General features: G+C 56.0%; 19 protein-coding genes. 12 read left to right on the top strand and 7 right to left on the bottom strand.

Going from position 1 to position 16943, the window contains the following annotated elements; genetic code table 11:
- Positions 1-171: 171 nt before the first annotated feature.
- The 4 genes from hisJ (at position 172) to hisP (ending at position 3224) form a co-directional block, all read left to right on the top strand.
- Entirely contained in the window at positions 172-954 is a 783-nt protein-coding gene (gene hisJ / locus V1572_RS18560; RefSeq protein WP_008502592.1) for a histidine ABC transporter substrate-binding protein HisJ, read from the top strand.
- 88 nt (positions 955-1042) lie between these two features.
- Positions 1043-1729, top strand: a complete 687-nt coding sequence (locus tag V1572_RS18555; RefSeq protein WP_014832782.1) for a histidine ABC transporter permease HisQ — start codon at positions 1043-1045, stop codon at positions 1727-1729.
- Positions 1726-2442 (top strand): ABC transporter permease, encoded by a 717-nt coding sequence (locus V1572_RS18550; RefSeq protein ID WP_008502590.1) that lies wholly within the window; start codon positions 1726-1728, stop codon positions 2440-2442. Before V1572_RS18555 ends, V1572_RS18550 begins: the two co-directional genes overlap by 4 nt.
- 8 nt (positions 2443-2450) lie before the next feature.
- Positions 2451-3224, top strand: a complete 774-nt coding sequence (gene hisP / locus V1572_RS18545) for a histidine ABC transporter ATP-binding protein HisP (protein ID WP_045908735.1) — start codon at positions 2451-2453, stop codon at positions 3222-3224.
- 98 nt (positions 3225-3322) lie between these two features.
- Here hisP and V1572_RS18540 read toward each other — a convergent pair whose 3' ends face one another.
- The 4 genes from V1572_RS18540 to yfcG form a co-directional block, all read right to left on the bottom strand.
- A complete protein-coding gene (locus V1572_RS18540; protein WP_262823309.1) occupies positions 3323-3832 on the bottom strand; it encodes a GNAT family N-acetyltransferase in 510 nt (169 codons plus the stop codon).
- Between the two features lie 44 nt (positions 3833-3876).
- Positions 3877-4770 (bottom strand): TIGR01777 family oxidoreductase, encoded by an 894-nt coding sequence (locus V1572_RS18535; protein WP_045908733.1) that lies wholly within the window; start codon positions 4768-4770, stop codon positions 3877-3879.
- Positions 4771-4783: 13 nt separating this feature from the next.
- Positions 4784-5152: a dihydroneopterin triphosphate 2'-epimerase gene (gene folX / locus V1572_RS18530; protein WP_023616057.1), complete on the bottom strand. Its 369-nt coding sequence runs from the start codon at positions 5150-5152 to the stop codon at positions 4784-4786.
- A gap of 75 nt (positions 5153-5227) precedes the next feature.
- On the bottom strand, positions 5228-5857 hold the full coding sequence (yfcG, locus tag V1572_RS18525) for a GSH-dependent disulfide bond oxidoreductase (RefSeq protein ID WP_032646621.1): 630 nt from the start codon (positions 5855-5857) through the stop codon (positions 5228-5230).
- Between the two features lie 140 nt (positions 5858-5997).
- Between yfcG and yfcF the strand changes: the two genes are divergently transcribed.
- Genes yfcF through yfcD form a run of 3 tightly spaced genes read left to right on the top strand, consistent with a single transcriptional unit; the run spans position 5998 to position 7860 of the window.
- Complete coding sequence (gene yfcF, locus V1572_RS18520; protein ID WP_032646620.1) at positions 5998-6642, top strand: glutathione transferase; 645 nt, start codon at positions 5998-6000, stop codon at positions 6640-6642.
- A 56-nt stretch (positions 6643-6698) separates the two neighbouring features.
- Positions 6699-7250: a phosphodiesterase gene (gene yfcE, locus V1572_RS18515; protein ID WP_395299467.1), complete on the top strand. Its 552-nt coding sequence runs from the start codon at positions 6699-6701 to the stop codon at positions 7248-7250.
- Positions 7251-7305: 55 nt separating this feature from the next.
- Entirely contained in the window at positions 7306-7860 is a 555-nt protein-coding gene (yfcD, locus tag V1572_RS18510) for an NUDIX hydrolase YfcD (protein ID WP_025757169.1), read from the top strand.
- A 3-nt stretch (positions 7861-7863) separates the two neighbouring features.
- Here yfcD and V1572_RS18505 read toward each other — a convergent pair whose 3' ends face one another.
- Positions 7864-8883 (bottom strand): LacI family DNA-binding transcriptional regulator, encoded by a 1020-nt coding sequence (locus V1572_RS18505; protein ID WP_024908958.1) that lies wholly within the window; start codon positions 8881-8883, stop codon positions 7864-7866.
- Between the two features lie 234 nt (positions 8884-9117).
- Between V1572_RS18505 and V1572_RS18500 the strand changes: the two genes are divergently transcribed.
- The 5 genes from V1572_RS18500 (at position 9118) to V1572_RS18480 (ending at position 13100) form a co-directional block, all read left to right on the top strand.
- Positions 9118-9561 carry a PTS sugar transporter subunit IIA gene (locus V1572_RS18500; RefSeq protein WP_048029678.1) on the top strand — a complete coding sequence of 148 codons (444 nt, stop codon included), beginning with the start codon at positions 9118-9120 and terminating at the stop codon, positions 9559-9561.
- A gap of 80 nt (positions 9562-9641) precedes the next feature.
- On the top strand, positions 9642-9914 hold the full coding sequence (locus V1572_RS18495; RefSeq protein WP_024908960.1) for a PTS sugar transporter subunit IIB: 273 nt from the start codon (positions 9642-9644) through the stop codon (positions 9912-9914).
- Between the two features lie 21 nt (positions 9915-9935).
- Entirely contained in the window at positions 9936-11327 is a 1392-nt protein-coding gene (locus tag V1572_RS18490) for a PTS ascorbate transporter subunit IIC (protein ID WP_023617386.1), read from the top strand.
- On the top strand, positions 11324-12154 hold the full coding sequence (locus V1572_RS18485) for a transketolase (RefSeq protein ID WP_048029679.1): 831 nt from the start codon (positions 11324-11326) through the stop codon (positions 12152-12154). Before V1572_RS18490 ends, V1572_RS18485 begins: the two co-directional genes overlap by 4 nt.
- Positions 12147-13100 carry a transketolase family protein gene (locus V1572_RS18480; RefSeq protein ID WP_395299466.1) on the top strand — a complete coding sequence of 318 codons (954 nt, stop codon included), beginning with the start codon at positions 12147-12149 and terminating at the stop codon, positions 13098-13100. Before V1572_RS18485 ends, V1572_RS18480 begins: the two co-directional genes overlap by 8 nt.
- Before the next feature lie 111 nt (positions 13101-13211).
- On the opposite strand, the gene pta is transcribed toward V1572_RS18480, so the two are convergent.
- Positions 13212-15353 (bottom strand): phosphate acetyltransferase, encoded by a 2142-nt coding sequence (gene pta / locus V1572_RS18475; RefSeq protein WP_008502877.1) that lies wholly within the window; start codon positions 15351-15353, stop codon positions 13212-13214.
- A gap of 76 nt (positions 15354-15429) precedes the next feature.
- A complete protein-coding gene (ackA, locus tag V1572_RS18470) occupies positions 15430-16632 on the bottom strand; it encodes an acetate kinase (protein WP_045334289.1) in 1203 nt (400 codons plus the stop codon).
- Positions 16633-16943: the final 311 nt, after the last annotated feature.

The raw sequence follows: 16943 nt of genomic DNA, 5'->3' as shown, positions 1-16943 counted from the left end.
GTGCATGTGTTGCACCGTATTGGATCGCTTTGTGCATACTTACGCATTTATAATGCAAAAATTCCCGCCTGAAAGGCATTAATCTTTGCCTGACTGAGGGGATTAATGGCACATTAGCACCACCCCGTCGTCGTAAAAATCCCGTATGAAGACAGTTTGTTGAGGACAAATATGAAAAAACTCGTGTTGTCATTATCACTGGTACTGGCCTTTTCCAGCGCCACCGCGGCATTCGCAGCTATTCCGCAGAAAATTCGCATTGGTACCGATCCAACCTATGCGCCGTTCGAATCGAAGAATTCAAAGGGTGAACTGGTCGGTTTTGACATCGATCTGGCCAATGAGCTGTGCAAACGCATCAAAGCACAGTGTACCTACGTTGAGAACCCGCTGGATGCGCTGATCCCCTCCCTGAAAGCGAAAAAAATCGACGTGATCATGTCCTCCCTCTCCATCACCGAAAAACGCCAGCAGGAGATTGCCTTCACCGACAAACTCTACGCGGCCGATTCACGTCTGGTGGTGGCGAAATCGTCTGACATTCAGCCAACGCTGGAGTCGCTGAAGGGTAAACGCGTGGGCGTGCTGCAGGGCACTACCCAGGAAACCTACGGTAACGAACACTGGGCACCGAAGGGGATTGAAATTGTCTCCTATCAGGGCCAGGAAAATATCTACGCTGACCTGACGGCAGGCCGAATTGATGCCGCATTCCAGGATGAAGTCGCGGCTAGCGAAGGCTTCCTGAAAACGCCGGTCGGTAAAGATTACAAGTTTGGCGGCCCGTCCATTAAGGACGTTAAGCTGTTTGGTGTGGGCACCGGTATGGGCCTGCGCAAAGAAGACAATGAGCTGCGTGAGGCGCTGAACAAAGCGTTCGCTGAAATGCGCGCTGACGGCACCTACGACAAGCTGGCGAAAAAGTACTTTGATTTTAATGTTTACGGCGGCTAATCGCCCCGTCATATAACGTGCGGCCCCTCCCACGGCGGGAGGGGAAAAGACACGGTTCCACCACTCACGATACGACAGGGCTCGCGGTATGCTGTACGGATTTTCTGGCGTTATTTTACAGGGCGCGCTTGTCACCCTTGAGCTGGCTATCAGCTCCGTGGTGCTGGCGGTGCTGATAGGTCTGGCAGGCGCAGGGGCGAAGCTTTCGGCTAACAAACCGCTGGCGCTGATCTTTGAAGGCTACACCACGCTTATTCGCGGCGTTCCCGATCTGGTGCTGATGCTGCTTATCTTTTACGGTCTGCAGATTGCGCTGAACAGCGTGACGGACGCGATGGGCATGGGACAAATTGATATCGACCCAATGGTGGCCGGTATTATTACCCTCGGTTTTATCTATGGCGCCTACTTCACCGAAACCTTCCGCGGTGCTTACATGGCCGTGCCGAAAGGTCACATTGAGGCGGCAACCGCATTTGGTTTTACCTCATCACAAACGTTTCGTCGGATTATGTTCCCGGCCATGATGCGCTATGCGCTCCCGGGCATCGGGAACAACTGGCAGGTTATCCTCAAAGCGACAGCGCTGGTCTCGCTGCTCGGTCTGGAAGACGTCGTGAAAGCGACTCAACTGGCGGGCAAGAGTACCTGGGAGCCGTTCTACTTTGCGGTGGTCTGTGGCGTGATTTATCTGGTCTTTACGACCGTCTCCAATGGTGTGCTGCTTCTGCTCGAGCGTCGCTACTCCGTGGGTGTGAAGAGGGCTGACCTGTGATTGAGATTATTCAGGAATACTGGAAATCGCTGCTGTGGACGGATGGCTACCGCTTTACCGGCGTGGCGATTACGCTCTGGCTGCTGATCTCCTCCGTAGTGATGGGCGGTATTCTGGCGGTGTTTCTCGCCATTGGCCGCGTGTCGAACAATAAATTTATCCAGTTCCCGATCTGGCTCTTCACCTACGTGTTTCGCGGTACGCCGCTGTACGTGCAGTTGCTGGTGTTCTACTCGGGAATGTATACGCTTGAGATCGTAAAAGGCACTGAGATGCTGAATGCGTTCTTCCGCAGCGGCCTGAATTGTACTGTGCTGGCGTTGACGCTCAACACCTGCGCCTACACCACCGAGATTTTCGCGGGGGCTATTCGCTCTGTCCCTTACGGTGAGATTGAAGCCGCGCGGGCCTACGGCTTCTCGTCGGTGAAACTGTACCGCTGCATCATACTGCCGTCGGCCTTGCGTATCGCGTTACCGGCGTACAGTAACGAAGTGATTTTGATGCTGCACTCGACCGCGCTTGCCTTTACCGCGACGGTGCCGGATCTGCTTAAAATCGCGCGCGATATTAACTCCGCGACCTATCAGCCGTTTACCGCATTTGGCATTGCGGCGGTGCTCTATTTAATTATCTCTTATGTTCTGATTAGCCTGTTCCGTAAGGCTGAAAAACGCTGGTTGCAGCATATAAAACCTTCTTCGACGCACTGAGAAAGATGATGGCTGAGAACAAATTAAACGTTATTGATTTGCACAAACGCTACGGCGAACATGAAGTGCTGAAAGGGGTGTCGCTGCAGGCTAACGCGGGCGACGTGATCAGTATCATCGGCTCATCCGGCTCGGGTAAAAGTACCTTCCTGCGCTGCATTAACTTCCTGGAAAAGCCGAGCGAAGGCTCGATTGTGGTGAGCGGGCAGAACATCAACCTGGTGCGTGACAAAGACGGCCAGCTGAAGGTGGCCGATAAGCACCAACTGCGTCTGCTGCGTACGCGTCTGACGATGGTGTTCCAGCATTTTAACCTCTGGAGCCACATGACGGTGCTGGAGAACGTGATGGAAGCGCCGGTTCAGGTGCTTGGCCTGAGCAAACATGAAGCCCGCGAGCGCGCGGTGAAATACCTGGCAAAAGTGGGCATCGACGAGCGCCAGCAGATGAAATACCCGGTGCATCTCTCCGGCGGTCAGCAGCAGCGTGTCTCTATCGCCCGCGCGCTGGCGATGGAGCCCGAGGTGCTGCTGTTCGACGAACCGACCTCCGCGCTCGACCCGGAACTCGTTGGCGAAGTGTTGCGCATCATGCAGAAGCTGGCTGAAGAGGGCAAAACGATGGTGGTGGTGACGCACGAGATGGGCTTTGCCCGTAACGTCTCGAACCACGTGATTTTCCTGCATCAGGGGAAAATTGAAGAGCAGGGGCATCCGGATGAGGTGCTGGCGAACCCGCAAAGTCCGCGTTTGCAGCAATTCCTGAAAGGCTCCCTGAAGTAAGAGGGCATCAGACCGCAGTGCAGCACAGTTGCCCGGTGGCGCTTCGCTTACCGGGCCTACAAAACCGTAGGCCGGGCAAACGCAGTGCCGCCCGGCATTCAGGCCGCACTACACTCCAGCCGGTACACCCAGTCGTCATAGCGCACGCCGTCAATCTCATACGCCTTTTCCAGCACCTGCATACGCACAAACCCGGCTTTCTCCAGCACCCGCACCGACCCGCCGTTGTCCGCCAGCACATACGCGTTAATCGCCTTCACGCCGGTCTGGTTGAACGCATAATCACACACCGCGCGCAGCGCCTCGCTGGCGATACCTTTCCCTTGCGCGGCAGGCACAACCGTATAGCCGATATCCGCCTCTTCACGATTCTCTGCGCTGATTTGCAGGCCGATATCGCCCAGTGGCGTATCATCATCCCGGGCGCGAATAACAAACACATGAGCAGCAGCGAGTCGCGCGGCAAACACGCGTCGGGTCTCTTTTTCCGGGGCGATGGCGGCCATATAGCGCATGATGCGGCGATCTTCACGTAGCGAGCGGAAGAAGGCCCAGTCAGTGGGTTCGAAAGGGGTGAGGTGAAGCCGGGGTGTGGTGATGGTTGCCATTGTGACGCCATATCTTCGGAAAATGGCCTGTCACTGTACCATATTCACCGCACCACATCCCCCAGCGCCTCTTCTAATTCATACCAGCGGAACGCAAACCCGGCCGCTTCCAGTCGTTTTGGCAGCGCTCTCTGTCCGCCTAATACCAGAACAGACGCTTCACCCATCAGCAGACGAATGACCGTGGCAGGCACGCGCAAAATTGCCGGACGGTGCAGGGCATGCCCCAGCGCGTGAGCAAACTGTTCATTACGCACCGGATACGGCGCAACCATATTGAACGGCCCGCGCAGATCGTTATCCAGCAACCAGAGAATCCCGTTGACCATATCGTCGATATGGATCCAGGCCATATACTGACGGCCATTACCAATGGGGCCGCCGAGTCCGAGCCTGAAAGGGGGAAGCATCTTCGCCAGGATGCCGCCTTTCGGTGCCAGAACGACACCGGTCCGCAGCAGGCAGACGCGGGTTCGATCGCTTTGCGCCGCACTGGCGATACGCTCCCACTGGGCACAGAGTTTGTGGGTAAACTCGTTATGGGGCGGCTCTTCCTCGGTCACCACCACCTCGCCAAGATCGCCGTAGTAGCCCACTGCGGAACCCGAAATCAGCACGGAAGGCGGCGTGTGGCTGTTGCGGATCAGCTCGACCAGCTTTTCGGTGATGTTCCACCGGCTGCTGCATAACAGCTGTTTTTGCTCTTCCGTCCAGCGCTTATCGGCGATGGGTTCACCCGCGAGGTTAATGACGGCGTCGAAGCCGTCCAGATTTTGCTGATCGGCCAGATTTTTCCAGATATCGACACCCGCCCCCAGCACCTGACGCGCTTTCTCCGGGCTGCGCGTGACGACGGTAATGTCGTGATGCAAGGCCTGCAGACGCGCAATGAGGTGACGACCAATCAGGCCTGTACCGCCGGTCAGCAAAATCTTCATACAACCTCCAGGTTTACGCCTGGCGCCGCCAGCTTAACGTCATGGAGACGGAATCGGCGTAGCGCAGGGCGTGAAGTTTATCGATCTCAACTTCAGCATAAGTGACCCAGTGATGTTCGCGTGCGATATCGAGCACATCCTGAGTTAATTTTTCCAGCAGAGAGAAGCGGTTATTCTCCACAAACTGGATAATGTTCTTGGTGATTGTGCGGTAGTTCAGCGCGTCATTAATATCTTCGCTGGCGCGCGCTTTGTCTGCGGGATAGTGAATCACCACGTTAATGACAATATCCTGACGGTTGGCGATCTCTTCCTCTTTGATACCGATAAAGGTACGCAGGCGTAAATTTTTTATACGAATAATGGCGTCTGGCTGTGACATTGCAGGTCTTCTCCGTGTCAGTATTTCCTGCCCATAATACATGAGTGCCTCACAGGCACCCAGCCTCATACCGGGTTAAATTTGCTGGATTTTTTGCATCGCCCGCTCGGTCGCCGGGCGGGTCCGGATGCGCTCGAACCAGTTGTTTACCGCCGGGTAAGAGGCCAGGTCAATTCGGTGTTTTTCATGCGTATTCACCCATGGCCAGCAGGCGATATCCGCAATACTGTAATGATCGCCTCCGAGCCACGGCGTTTTCTTCAGCCGACGGTTCAGAACGTCATAGAGCCGCTGCGTCTCGACCTGATAGCGTTCTATCGCGTAAGGAATGGGCTGCGGGGCGTAAGCGGTAAAGTGATGATTTTGACCCAGCATGGGGCCCAGCCCGCTCGCCTGCCAGAAAAGCCACTGCAGGGTATGGTGACGCTCACGCAGCTCGCCGCTCAGCAGCTTGCCGGTTTTCTCTGCCAGATAGAGCAAAATTTCACCGGATTCAAACAGGCTCAACGGTCTGCCCCCGTCCGCTGGCTGGTTATCAATAATGGCCGGGATTTTATTGTTCGGCGAGATAGCCAGAAAAAGAGGGCTGAACTGTTCGCCTTTGCTGATATCCACACGAATGATCCTGTAATCCAGCTCGGCTTCTTCAAGAAAGAGGGTGATCTTATGGCCGTTTGGGGTAGGGGCGTAATAAAGGTCGATCATTCTCAACTCCTGTCCATGCGAAGAGTGGTGCCATGACAAATGAGTATAGGTGGTTGTTGTAAATCGTGAGTTTTCATCAAGTGACAGCGAGGCAAAGAGATTATATGTTGAGTAAAAACCGATCAGCCTATGAGGATGTTATGAACCAGCCCGTCATCACGTTGTGGTCCGATGCGAACTTCTTTTCTCCCTATGTTATGAGCGTATACGTTGCGCTGGCCGAAAAAGGGCTCACCTTTACGCTGAAGACCGTTGATCTTGACGGTGGCGAACATCTTAAACCGCAGTGGCAGGGCTACGATCTGACCCGACGCGTGCCGGTGCTGGAGATTGATGGATTTGCCCTGAGCGAATCGTCGGCGATCGATGAGTATCTGGAAGATCGGTTCGCCCCCCCGGAGTGGGAACGTATCTATCCTCACGATCTGCAAAAGCGCGCCCGGGCGCGGCAGATCCAGGCGTGGCTGCGAAGCGATCTGGTGCCGATTCGCGTCGAACGCTCCACGGACGTTGTGTTTGCCGGGGTGAAAAAGCCAGCTCTCAGCGCAGAAGGTGCAGAAAGCGCGCAGAAGCTGATTGAAACCGCCACCTCGCTGCTCGCCCATGGCAACCCAAACCTGTTCGGCGAGTGGTGCATTGCCGATGCCGATCTGGCGTTGATGTTAAACCGCCTGATCCTCAACGGTGATGAGGTGCCGCAGCTGCTGGTGGATTATGCCGCGTTCCAGTGGCAGCGTGCCTCCGTGCAGCGCTATGTGGCACTCTCGGCTAAGCGCGCGGGCTGATAAGCCTTGCCGCTTCAGGTATCATGGGGGCAGTCTGTTTTCCCGAGGAGTGACTGATGAAACTGATGTTTGCGTCGGATATCCATGGATCGCTGCCCGCTACCGAGCGTGTCCTTTCCCTGTTTGCACAAAGCGGTGCGCAGTGGCTGATTATTTTGGGCGACTTGTTGAATCACGGCCCGCGCAATGCGCTGCCGGAGGGCTATGCCCCTGCGCAGGTCGCGGAAAAACTCAACCAGTTCGCCTCGCGCATCATTGCCGTTCGCGGCAACTGCGACAGCGAAGTGGACCAGATGCTGCTGCATTTCCCTCTTACCGCACCGTGGCAACAGGTGCTGCTTGAACAACACCGCCTGTTCCTGACCCACGGGCATCTTTTCAGCCCGGATAATCTTCCGGCCCTCGCGGCTGGCGATGTCCTGGTTTACGGTCATACTCATATTCCGGTTGCGGAAAAACGCGGTGAGATTTATCACTTTAATCCGGGCTCGGTCAGCATCCCAAAAGGCGGGTATCCTGCGAGCTACGGCATGCTGGAAGGAAATACCCTGAGCGTTATCGCACTTAATGATCAGCAAGTTATTGCGCAGGTAGTGATTAATCCGTAAGTTACACCTCAACTGCAAACGCGCCGAAAGAGCGCTTAGAAGAGAAGGTTTCCCGATGGTGGAGCAGAGTCATTTGGCAAGTACAGAGTGGGTTGACATTGTCAACGAAGAGAATGAAGTGATCGCGCAGGCCAGCCGCGAGCAAATGCGTGCGGAGCGCCTGCGTCACCGTGCGACATATATCGTTGTGCATGACGGTATGGGTAAAATTCTGGTTCAGCGCCGCACGGACACGAAAGATTTTCTCCCGGGTATGCTGGATGCTACTGCAGGTGGCGTCGTCCAGGCGGATGAAGTGCTGCTGGATTCCGCGCGTCGTGAAGCGGAAGAAGAGTTAGGCATTGCCGGTGTGCCGTTTGCCGAGCACGGGCAGTTCTACTTCGAGGATGAACACTGTCGTGTCTGGGGCGGGCTGTTTAGCTGCGTCTCTCACGGCCCGTTCGCCCTGCAGGAAGAAGAAGTCAGCGAAGTGAACTGGATGACGCCGGAGGAGATTACCGCGCGCTGCGACGAGTTCACGCCGGATTCGTTAAAAGCGCTGGCGCTCTGGATGAGCCGCAACGCCAATAACGAATCGACCAAATCAGAGAAAGAGGAAGAGGCTGAGTAAGCTTCAGCAACTCTCTCTCAGACACAGACTGGACGCGATGGGCTTTTGATCGCGCCAGTCTCCGCCATTCAGGCGCTCCAGTAACGCTTTCCCGGCTTCAATTCCAATCTTACGATGCGGCACCGCCATGGTCGTCAGCGGCGGCTGACAGACGCGGCTCACGTCGCTATCGCCAAAGCCTACCACCGCCAGATCGTCCGGCACTTTGATTCGCCTGCGCTGGCACTCGTACAGCGCGCCACAGGCCAGCTCGTCAGAGACGCACACCAGCGCATCCAGCTCCGGCCAGGCCAGCAGGAACTCGGGCAGCTGCGCCGCGCCGGTCGAGAAGCTCGGCGGCATCGCCGCGTTAATGACCCGGTTCGGCGACATATGGTGGCGAAGCATGGCTTTGTACCAGCCCTGCAGATGCTGCTGGAAAATCCACTGCTCCTGGTTGGCACACAGCAGGCCAATATTTTGATAGCCGCGCTTAATGACCATCTCCGTGAGCTCATACATGGCCGCCACGTTATCAATCCCGATATTCATATCAATCGGATCGGCGCGCATGGCGCCCATCTCCATCACCGGAATTGAGGCGTTTTTCAGCCAGTGGCGAACGGTGTCGGTATGTTCAACGCTGAGCAGGATAGCGGCGGCAATGTTCGACGCCAGCAGCGTCTCCAGCAGTTTCTCCTCCTGCTCAAGACGATGCTGGGACTCAGCCAGCATGATCTGATACCCGGCAGGTTGCAGCACCTGCTGTAGCCCGGCGAACATCTCCGAGCAGCCTGCTTCGGAGAGGTTGGGCACCACCATGGCTATCGTCCATGACGACGCCGAGGCCAGGGCACTGGCGGCAAGATTAGGCATATAACCCAGCTCCTGCACGGCAGCTTCAATTTTTTCTCGTAGTTTATCGGAAACCTGTTCGGGCGTGCGAAGCGCACGGGACACGGTCATCGTGCCCACACCGGCAAGCTGTGCGACATCGGCGAGTGTCACTTTACCAGTACTGCGCCGTTTTCGGGTTAGAGACATACACCTTCCTGCTGACCAGACGCGTTCTTATTTTCCTTCGTTTCACGTGACAGGCAGTATACGCCTTAAATCCCTTTTTTTGCTGTGATTTAGCAACGTGATTGCAATTTGATAGCGCTATCACATTTCTGCATGATAACCATTGGTAGCGCTATCTTTGTGATCGCGATCGCAGTCAATCAGTGATGCGTTGAATAAAGTTTGCTCATCTTAAGCGTGTCGCGGGAGTGAAAAGTGCTCAAAAAATGGATATATGATACAACCATCACGCTGCAGGAGAGCGTGGAAGACTGGCCGCAGGCGCTGGAGCTGTGCGCGAAGCCGCTGCTGGATTTGCAGGTGATTGAGCCTGAATACGTCACGGCCATCATCCAGCAGCACCACACGTTAGGACCTTATTATGTGCTGGCACCAGGGCTGGCGATGCCGCATGCGCGGCCGGAGGAAGGCGCCAAAGGACTGGGATTGTCGTTATTAAAACTAAAACAGGGCGTCTCGTTTGGTGCCGGTGAGTTTGACCCTGTCGACGTCATTATTATGCTCGCGGCACCCGACAAAAATAGCCATATCGAGATGATCTCGTCGCTGGCAGAGTTATTTTCCAGCGATACTGATATGGCCGAACTGCATCAGGTGAATACCCTGGAGGAAATTAAAACGATTATTAACCGCTTCTGATTTAATTCTTTAATCCGGTTTTTCACAACATTACGCGTCAGCGTGATGGGGCGTACTCTACTCAAAATAAGGGGACAACAATGAAAATCATGGCTATTTGCGGTTCTGGCCTGGGCAGTAGTTTTATGGTCGAAATGAATATTAAAAAGGTGCTCAAAAAGCTGGAGATTGAAGCTGAGGTTGAACACTCCGATCTCTCCTCAGCCACGCCGGGCGCGGCCGATCTGTTCGTGATGGCAAAAGACATTGCCGCCAGCGCCAGCGTGCCGGAAAGCCAGCTGGTGGTGATCAACAACATCATCGACATCAACGAACTTGAAGCGCAGCTGCGCGGCTGGTTCGAAAGACAATAACCCTGATAAGGCGAGGTGGATATGTTTATCCTTGAAACGCTGAATTTCGTTGTTGATATTTTAAAAGTCCCTTCGGTGCTGGTGGGTTTAATTGCGTTAATCGGTCTGGTTGCGCAGAAAAAAGCATTTTCCGACGTGGTGAAAGGGACCATTAAAACCATCCTGGGCTTTATTGTACTGGGCGGCGGTGCCACGGTGTTGGTCGGGTCATTAAATCCCTTAGGCGGTATGTTTGAACACGCCTTTACTATCCAGGGGATTATTCCAAACAATGAAGCGATCGTGTCCATTGCACTGGAAAAATACGGTGCGGCGACCGCGCTGATTATGGCCTTCGGGATGGTGGCGAATATTATCGTCGCCCGCTTTACCCGCCTGAAGTATATCTTCCTGACCGGACACCACACGTTTTATATGGCGTGCATGATTGGCGTGATCCTGACGGTGGCGGGCTTTGAGGGCGTGGGGCTGGTCTTTACCGGGTCGCTGATCCTTGGCCTGATCATGGCTTTCTTCCCGGCGATAGCGCAGCGCTACATGAAGCGCATTACCGGCAACGATGAGATTGCCTTCGGCCACTTTGGCACGCTGGGCTACGTGCTGTCCGGCTGGATTGGCAGCAAGGTCGGCAAAGGATCCCGCTCAACGGAAGAGATGAACCTGCCGAAGAACCTGAGCTTCCTGCGCGACAGCTCGATCTCCATCTCCCTGACCATGATGATTATCTACCTGATCATGGCGGTGAGCGCCGGGCGCGAGTACGTCGAGGCCACCTTCAGCGCCGGCCAGAACTACCTCGTCTACGCCATCATCATGGCGATCACCTTCGCGGCGGGGGTGTTCATCATTCTGCAGGGCGTACGCCTGATACTGGCGGAAATCGTTCCGGCCTTTACCGGCTTCTCGGAAAAACTGGTGCCGAACGCGCGTCCTGCGCTCGACTGCCCGGTGGTCTATCCCTATGCGCCTAACGCGGTGCTGATTGGCTTCCTGTTCAGCTTCCTCGGCGGGATTGTGGGGCTGTTCATCTGCGGTCAGTTTAGCTGGGTGCTGATCCTCCCGGGCGTGGTGCCGCACTTCTTTACCGGCGCAACGGCGGGCGTGTTCGGTAACGCCACCGGCGGACGTCGTGGTGCAATGATTGGCGCCTTTGCCAACGGCCTGCTGATTACCTTCCTGCCGGTCCTGCTGCTGCCGGTACTCGGCGCCATTGGTTTTGCGAACACCACCTTCTCTGACGCCGACTTCGGCGCGGTCGGGATTGTCCTCGGCAACCTGGCGCGCTTCCTGTCGCCGCTTGCCATCACCGGGCTGGTCGTGGCGCTGTTCGCGCTGCTGGTGGCGTACAACGTCTTCGCGAAAAACAAACCTGCGGGCGGTAACGCGCAGGAAAACACCGGAGCCAAATCATGAATGAGAAAGAGATAACCGAACTCGCGCGTCAGATTCGTCTTGAGACGCTGAAATCCCTGACGCAGCTGGGCTTTGGCCACTACGGGGGTAGCATGTCGGTGGTAGAAACTCTGGCCGTGCTGTACGGCGCAGTGATGAAAATCGACCCGGCGGATCCGGACTGGCCGGAGCGAGACTACTTTGTCCTGTCGAAAGGCCATGCGGGCCCGGCGCTCTACAGTACCCTGGCGATCAAGGGCTACTTCCCGACAGAAGAGCTGAGTACCCTCAACCAGAACGGCACGCGCCTGCCCAGCCACCCGGACCGCCTGAAAACGCGCGGCGTGGATGCCACCACCGGTTCGCTGGGGCAGGGGATTTCCATCGCAGGCGGCATGGCGCTGTCGCACAGGCTGGCCGGGCGGCCGAATCGGGTCTTCTGCATCGTCGGCGACGGCGAGCTGAACGAAGGGCAGTGCTGGGAGGCGTTCCAGTTTATTGCCCACCATCGCCTGAACAACCTGACGGTATTTGTCGACTGGAACAAACAGCAGCTCGACGGCGAGCTGGACGAGATCATCAGCGCGTTTGACCTGGAGGGAAAATTCCGCGCCTTTGGCTTTGACGTGGTGACGGTGAAGGGGGACGACATTCCGGGTCTGCTGGCAGTAACATCGCGCATCCCGGCAGCCGATGCGCGTCCGTTAGTCGTCATCCTCGACAGCATTAAAGGCCAGGGGGTGCCGTATCTGGAGCAGCTCAGCAACTCACACCATCTGCGATTGACCGCGGAGAGCAAAGCGGCCCTCAACGAGACGATTCGCCAACTGGAGGCTTCACATGATTAAGGTTGCACCGGCAGGACAGAAAGACGCCGTTGAGATGCGTAAAGTTTACGCTGGTTTCGTGGCAAAACAGATTGAGGCCGGAAGTGACATCATTGCGCTCGAAGCAGACCTGATGAGCTCGATGGCAATGGACGGCGTGGCGCGTGATTATCCGCAGCACGTGATTAACTGCGGCATTATGGAAGCTAACGTCATCGGCACGGCCGCCGGGCTGTCGCTTACCGGACGCAAGCCGTTCGTTCACACCTTCACCGCCTTTGCCAGCCGCCGCTGTTTTGACCAGCTGTTTATGTCCCTGGACTATCAGCGCAACAACGTGAAGGTAATTGCCTCAGACGCGGGCGTGACGGCCTGCCACAACGGCGGAACGCATATGTCGTTTGAGGATATGGGCATCGTACGCGGTCTGGCGCACTCGGTGGTGCTCGAAGTCACCGATGCGGTGATGTTTGAGGACGTGCTGCGCCAGCTTATCGATCTTGACGGCTTCTACTGGGTGCGAACCATCCGTAAGCAGGCGCCGAGCGTGTATGCCCCGGGCTCCACCTTCAACATCGGAAAAGGGAACGTGCTGCGCGAGGGGAGCGATATCACCCTGATTGCCAACGGCATCATGGTGTCGGAAGCGCTGGAAGCCGCGCGCCAGCTTGAGCAGGAGGGTGTCAGAGCGGCGGTCATCGACATGTTTACCCTGAAACCTATCGACCGGATGCTGGTGAAAAACTACGCCGAGAAAACCGGGCGCATCGTGACCTGTGAAAACCACAGCATTCACAACGGGCTGGGGTCGGCGGTGGCGGAAGTGCTGGTGGAAACCTGCCCGGTGCCGATGCGGCGGGTGGGCGTCAAGGAGCGTTACGGCCAGGTGGGAACGCAGGATTTCCTGCAGAAAGAGTATGGCCTGACGGCTCATGACATTGTATCGGCGGCACGCGAGCTGCTGTAAATAAAAAAGGCGACCGGTTAAGTGGTCGCCTTTTTGTTGCCCGGTGGCGCTAGCGCTTACCGGGCCTACGGTTTTGTAGGCCGGATAAGCGAAGCGCCATCCGGCAATACATTACTGCTGCTGCGAAGACTGGATCGCCGTCAGCGCGATGGTGTAGACGATATCGTCTACCAGTGCGCCACGAGACAGGTCGTTCACAGGTTTGCGCATGCCCTGCAGCATTGGCCCGATGGAGATCAGGTCGGCAGAACGCTGTACCGCTTTGTAGGTGGTGTTACCGGTGTTCAGATCCGGGAAGATGAACACGGTAGCGCGACCAGCAACCGGTGAGTTCGGCGCTTTGGATTTCGCAACGTCAGCCATGACCGCGGCGTCGTACTGCAGCGGGCCGTCGATCATCAGATCAGGACGTTTTTCCTGCGCAATACGGGTCGCTTCACGCACTTTCTCTACGTCGCTACCTGCACCTGAGGTGCCGGTGGAGTAGGAGAGCATCGCCACACGCGGCTCGATACCGAAAGCGGTCGCGGAGTCTGCGGACTGGATCGCGATCTCAGCCAGCTGTTCTGCGGTTGGATCCGGGTTGATCGCGCAGTCGCCGTAAACGTAAACCTGTTCAGGCAGCAGCATGAAGAACACGGAAGACACCAGAGAGCTGCCAGGCGCGGTTTTGATCAACTGCAGCGGTGGACGGATGGTGTTCGCCGTGGTGTGAACCGCACCGGAAACCAGACCGTCAACTTCGTCCTGCTCCAGCATCAGCGTGCCCAGCACCACGTTGTCTTCCAGCTGCTCGCGCGCAACGGCTTCGGTCATGCCCTTGCTCTTACGCAGCTCAACCAGACGGGCAACGTAGCTTTCGCGAACTACTTCAGGGTCAACGATTTCGATGCCTGCGCCCAGCTCAACGCCCTGAGAGGCCGCTACGCGGTTGATCTCATCCGGGTTACCCAGCAGCACACAGGTCGCGATGCCGCGCTCTGCACAGATAGCAGCCGCTTTAACGGTACGTGGTTCGTCACCTTCTGGCAGAACAACGCGTTTGCCCGCTTTACGCGCCAGCTCGGTCAGCTGGTAACGGAATGCTGGAGGAGACAGACGGCGGCTGCGCTCGGAGGTCGCGGTCAGGGATTCGATCCAGTCTGCGTTGATGTAGCCTGCAACGTATTCCTGAACTTTCTCGATACGCTCGTGGTCATCAACCGGCACTTCCAGGTTGAAGCTCTGCAGGCTCAGGGAGGTCTGCCAGGTGTTGGTGTTCACCATGAAGACCGGCAGGCCGGTAGCGAACGCGCGTTCGCACAGCTTGCTGACGCGTGGGTCCATCTCGTAGGCACCGGTCAGCAGGATCGCACCGATTTCCACGCCGTTCATTGCGGCCAGACAGGCTGCAACCAGAACGTCAGGACGGTCTGCGGAAGTCACCAGCAGGGAACCTGCGCGGAAGTGTTCCAGCATGTGGGGAATGCTACGCGCACAGAAGGTCACGGACTTCACACGACGGGTGTTGATGTCGCCTTCGTTAATCACGGTCGCGTTCAGGTGACGCGCCATGTCGATTGCACGGGTGGCAATCAGATCGAAGCTCCATGGCACCGCGCCCAGAACCGGAAGCGGGCTGGATTCCTGCAGCTTAGCCGGGTCAACTTTGATGACTTTCGCTTTGGACGAGTCGTCGAAGATCTCGGACAGGTCAGGGCGAGTACGGCCCTGCTCATCCACTGGCGCGTTCAGCTTGTTGACGATCACGCCGGTGATGTTGGTATTTTTCGCGCCGCCGAAGCTGCTGCGCGTCAGTTCGATACGCTCGTTCAGCTGCTCTGGGGTATCAGTGCCCTGAGACATCACGAAAACGATCTCTGCGTTCAGGGTTTTCGCGATTTCGAAGTTCAGAGACTGGGCAAACTGGTGTTTGCGGGTTGGCACCAGACCTTCAACCAGCACCACTTCCGCGTCTTGCGCGTTAGCATGGTAGTTGGCGATGATCTCTTCCATCAGCACGTCTTTCTGGTTGCTGGACAGCAGAGATTCAACGTGGCTCATCTTCAGCGGTTCGGCCGCCGGCAGATTGGAGTTCTTGCGAACGATGGTGGTGGTCTGGTCTGGCGCATCGCCACCGGCACGTGGCTGGGCGATTGGCTTAAAGACGCTCAGACGAACGCCTTTGCGTTCCATAGCACGGATCACGCCAAGGCTGACGCTGGTCAGGCCGACGCTGGTTCCGGTAGGGATCAGCATAATAGTACGGGACACGGTTTATCCTCTTTCGTTACCGCCCAAATGGGGCGGGTTACAAAACAGCACCGCCAGCATTGCTGGCGGTGTGGAATCAGGCAGTCAGGCGGTGCGCGTCTTGCGCGATGACCAGTTCTTCGTTAGTTGGGATAACGAGAGCAGGGCGGGTGCCTTCTTTGTTGATGAAGCCAGACTTGCCGAAGCGGGCAGCCAGGTTACGCTCGTGATCAACTTCGAAGCCCAGAACGCCCAGTTTGCCCAGGGACAGTTCACGAACCATTGCCGCGTTCTCACCGATACCACCGGTGAAGATAACCGCGTCCAGACGGCCTTCCATCAGCGCAGTGTAAGAGCCGATGTATTTCGCCAGACGGTGGCAATAAACGTCCATTGCACGTTTAGCGTCTTCTTTCTCTGCGTAGTTGTCTTCAACGTAACGGCAGTCGCTGGTGACTTCGGTCAGACCCAGCAGGCCAGACTCTTTGGTCAGCATTTTGTTGATCTGGTCAACGCTCATGCCCAGGGTGTCGTGCAGGTGGAAGATGATCGCCGGGTCGATGTCACCGGAACGGGTACCCATCACCAGACCTTCCAGCGGGGTCAGACCCATGGACGTATCAACACATTTACCATTGCGGATAGCCGAAACAGAACCACCGTTGCCCAGGTGGCAGGTGATGATGTTCAGCTCTTCAACCGGCTTGTTCAGCACTTTTGCCGCTTCCTGAGTCACATAGAAGTGGCTGGTGCCGTGCGCGCCGTAACGACGTACGCCGTGCTCTTTGTACAGGCTGTATGGCAGGGCATAGAGGTAAGACTCTTCCGGCATGGTCTGATGGAACGCGGTGTCGAATACGGCCACGTTTTTGTCTTTCAGATTCGGGAAGGATTTCAGCGCTTCAGCGATACCGATCAGGTGAGCCGGGTTGTGCAGCGGTGCGAAAGAGGCAGAGTCTTTGATGCCCTGGATCACAGAGTCGTCGATCACGACGGAGCTGGTGTATTTTTCGCCGCCGTGGACGATACGGTGACCAATCGCAGTCAGCTGAGCAGACAGTTCTGGTTTTTGTGCCAGAATAGTGTTAACGATAAAGTTCAGCGCTTCACTGTGAGCGGCGCCTGCACCTAAAGCCGCTTCTTGTTTGCTGCCGTCCATCTTCCACTTGATACGTGCTTCAGGCAGATGGAAACATTCGGCCAAACCAGAGAGGTATTCGTCACCGTTGAGCGCATCGATGATGGCGAATTTCAGTGAGGAGCTACCGCAGTTCAGAACCAGTACTAACTTACTCGACATGGAAGTACCTATTATTGATACGTGGCTAAAAAAACGTCAGTGAGTCTAACAGCGTAACGCATGATGACTCGGACATTTATGATTAACATCATGCCAAACGAACATTGTGGCATGATGGAAGAAATAACTATGATTTTATGCCATTTTGCACAATTTTCAGCCAATGGCATAATATGCAATAATTTGACGAGCTAATGATTCTCGTCTATGGCCCTATCAGGCTGGCACAGGATACCCGATACGGGGTAGAGATGACAAAATATTTTGAACGTTGTCATAGCTTGTTGTGGTTTTGCACGAAAATTTTAATT

This window comes from Enterobacter quasiroggenkampii (genome assembly GCF_043972695.1).
Classification (GTDB): Bacteria; Pseudomonadota; Gammaproteobacteria; order Enterobacterales; family Enterobacteriaceae; genus Enterobacter; species Enterobacter quasiroggenkampii.
The sequence above is the reverse complement of the archived record's forward strand: the minus strand, read 5'-3'. Positions and strand labels throughout refer to the sequence as shown.

What these genes read in the sequence shown, in the direction of transcription:
- hisJ (WP_008502592.1), top strand. Translation starts at nt 172, where the DNA reads ATGAAAAAACTCGTGTTGTCATTATCACTGGTACTGGCCTTTTCCAGC.
- V1572_RS18555 (WP_014832782.1), top strand. Translation starts at nt 1,043, where the DNA reads ATGCTGTACGGATTTTCTGGCGTTATTTTACAGGGCGCGCTTGTCACC.
- hisP (WP_045908735.1), top strand. Translation starts at nt 2,451, where the DNA reads ATGGCTGAGAACAAATTAAACGTTATTGATTTGCACAAACGCTACGGC.
- V1572_RS18540 (WP_262823309.1), bottom strand. Translation starts at nt 3,832, where the DNA reads ATGGCAACCATCACCACACCCCGGCTTCACCTCACCCCTTTCGAACCC.
- V1572_RS18535 (WP_045908733.1), bottom strand. Translation starts at nt 4,770, where the DNA reads ATGAAGATTTTGCTGACCGGCGGTACAGGCCTGATTGGTCGTCACCTC.
- folX (WP_023616057.1), bottom strand. Translation starts at nt 5,152, where the DNA reads ATGTCACAGCCAGACGCCATTATTCGTATAAAAAATTTACGCCTGCGT.
- yfcG (WP_032646621.1), bottom strand. Translation starts at nt 5,857, where the DNA reads ATGATCGACCTTTATTACGCCCCTACCCCAAACGGCCATAAGATCACC.
- yfcF (WP_032646620.1), top strand. Translation starts at nt 5,998, where the DNA reads ATGAACCAGCCCGTCATCACGTTGTGGTCCGATGCGAACTTCTTTTCT.
- yfcE (WP_395299467.1), top strand. Translation starts at nt 6,699, where the DNA reads ATGAAACTGATGTTTGCGTCGGATATCCATGGATCGCTGCCCGCTACC.
- yfcD (WP_025757169.1), top strand. Translation starts at nt 7,306, where the DNA reads ATGGTGGAGCAGAGTCATTTGGCAAGTACAGAGTGGGTTGACATTGTC.
- V1572_RS18505 (WP_024908958.1), bottom strand. Translation starts at nt 8,883, where the DNA reads ATGTCTCTAACCCGAAAACGGCGCAGTACTGGTAAAGTGACACTCGCC.
- V1572_RS18495 (WP_024908960.1), top strand. Translation starts at nt 9,642, where the DNA reads ATGAAAATCATGGCTATTTGCGGTTCTGGCCTGGGCAGTAGTTTTATG.
- V1572_RS18490 (WP_023617386.1), top strand. Translation starts at nt 9,936, where the DNA reads ATGTTTATCCTTGAAACGCTGAATTTCGTTGTTGATATTTTAAAAGTC.
- V1572_RS18485 (WP_048029679.1), top strand. Translation starts at nt 11,324, where the DNA reads ATGAATGAGAAAGAGATAACCGAACTCGCGCGTCAGATTCGTCTTGAG.
- V1572_RS18480 (WP_395299466.1), top strand. Translation starts at nt 12,147, where the DNA reads ATGATTAAGGTTGCACCGGCAGGACAGAAAGACGCCGTTGAGATGCGT.
- ackA (WP_045334289.1), bottom strand. Translation starts at nt 16,632, where the DNA reads ATGTCGAGTAAGTTAGTACTGGTTCTGAACTGCGGTAGCTCCTCACTG.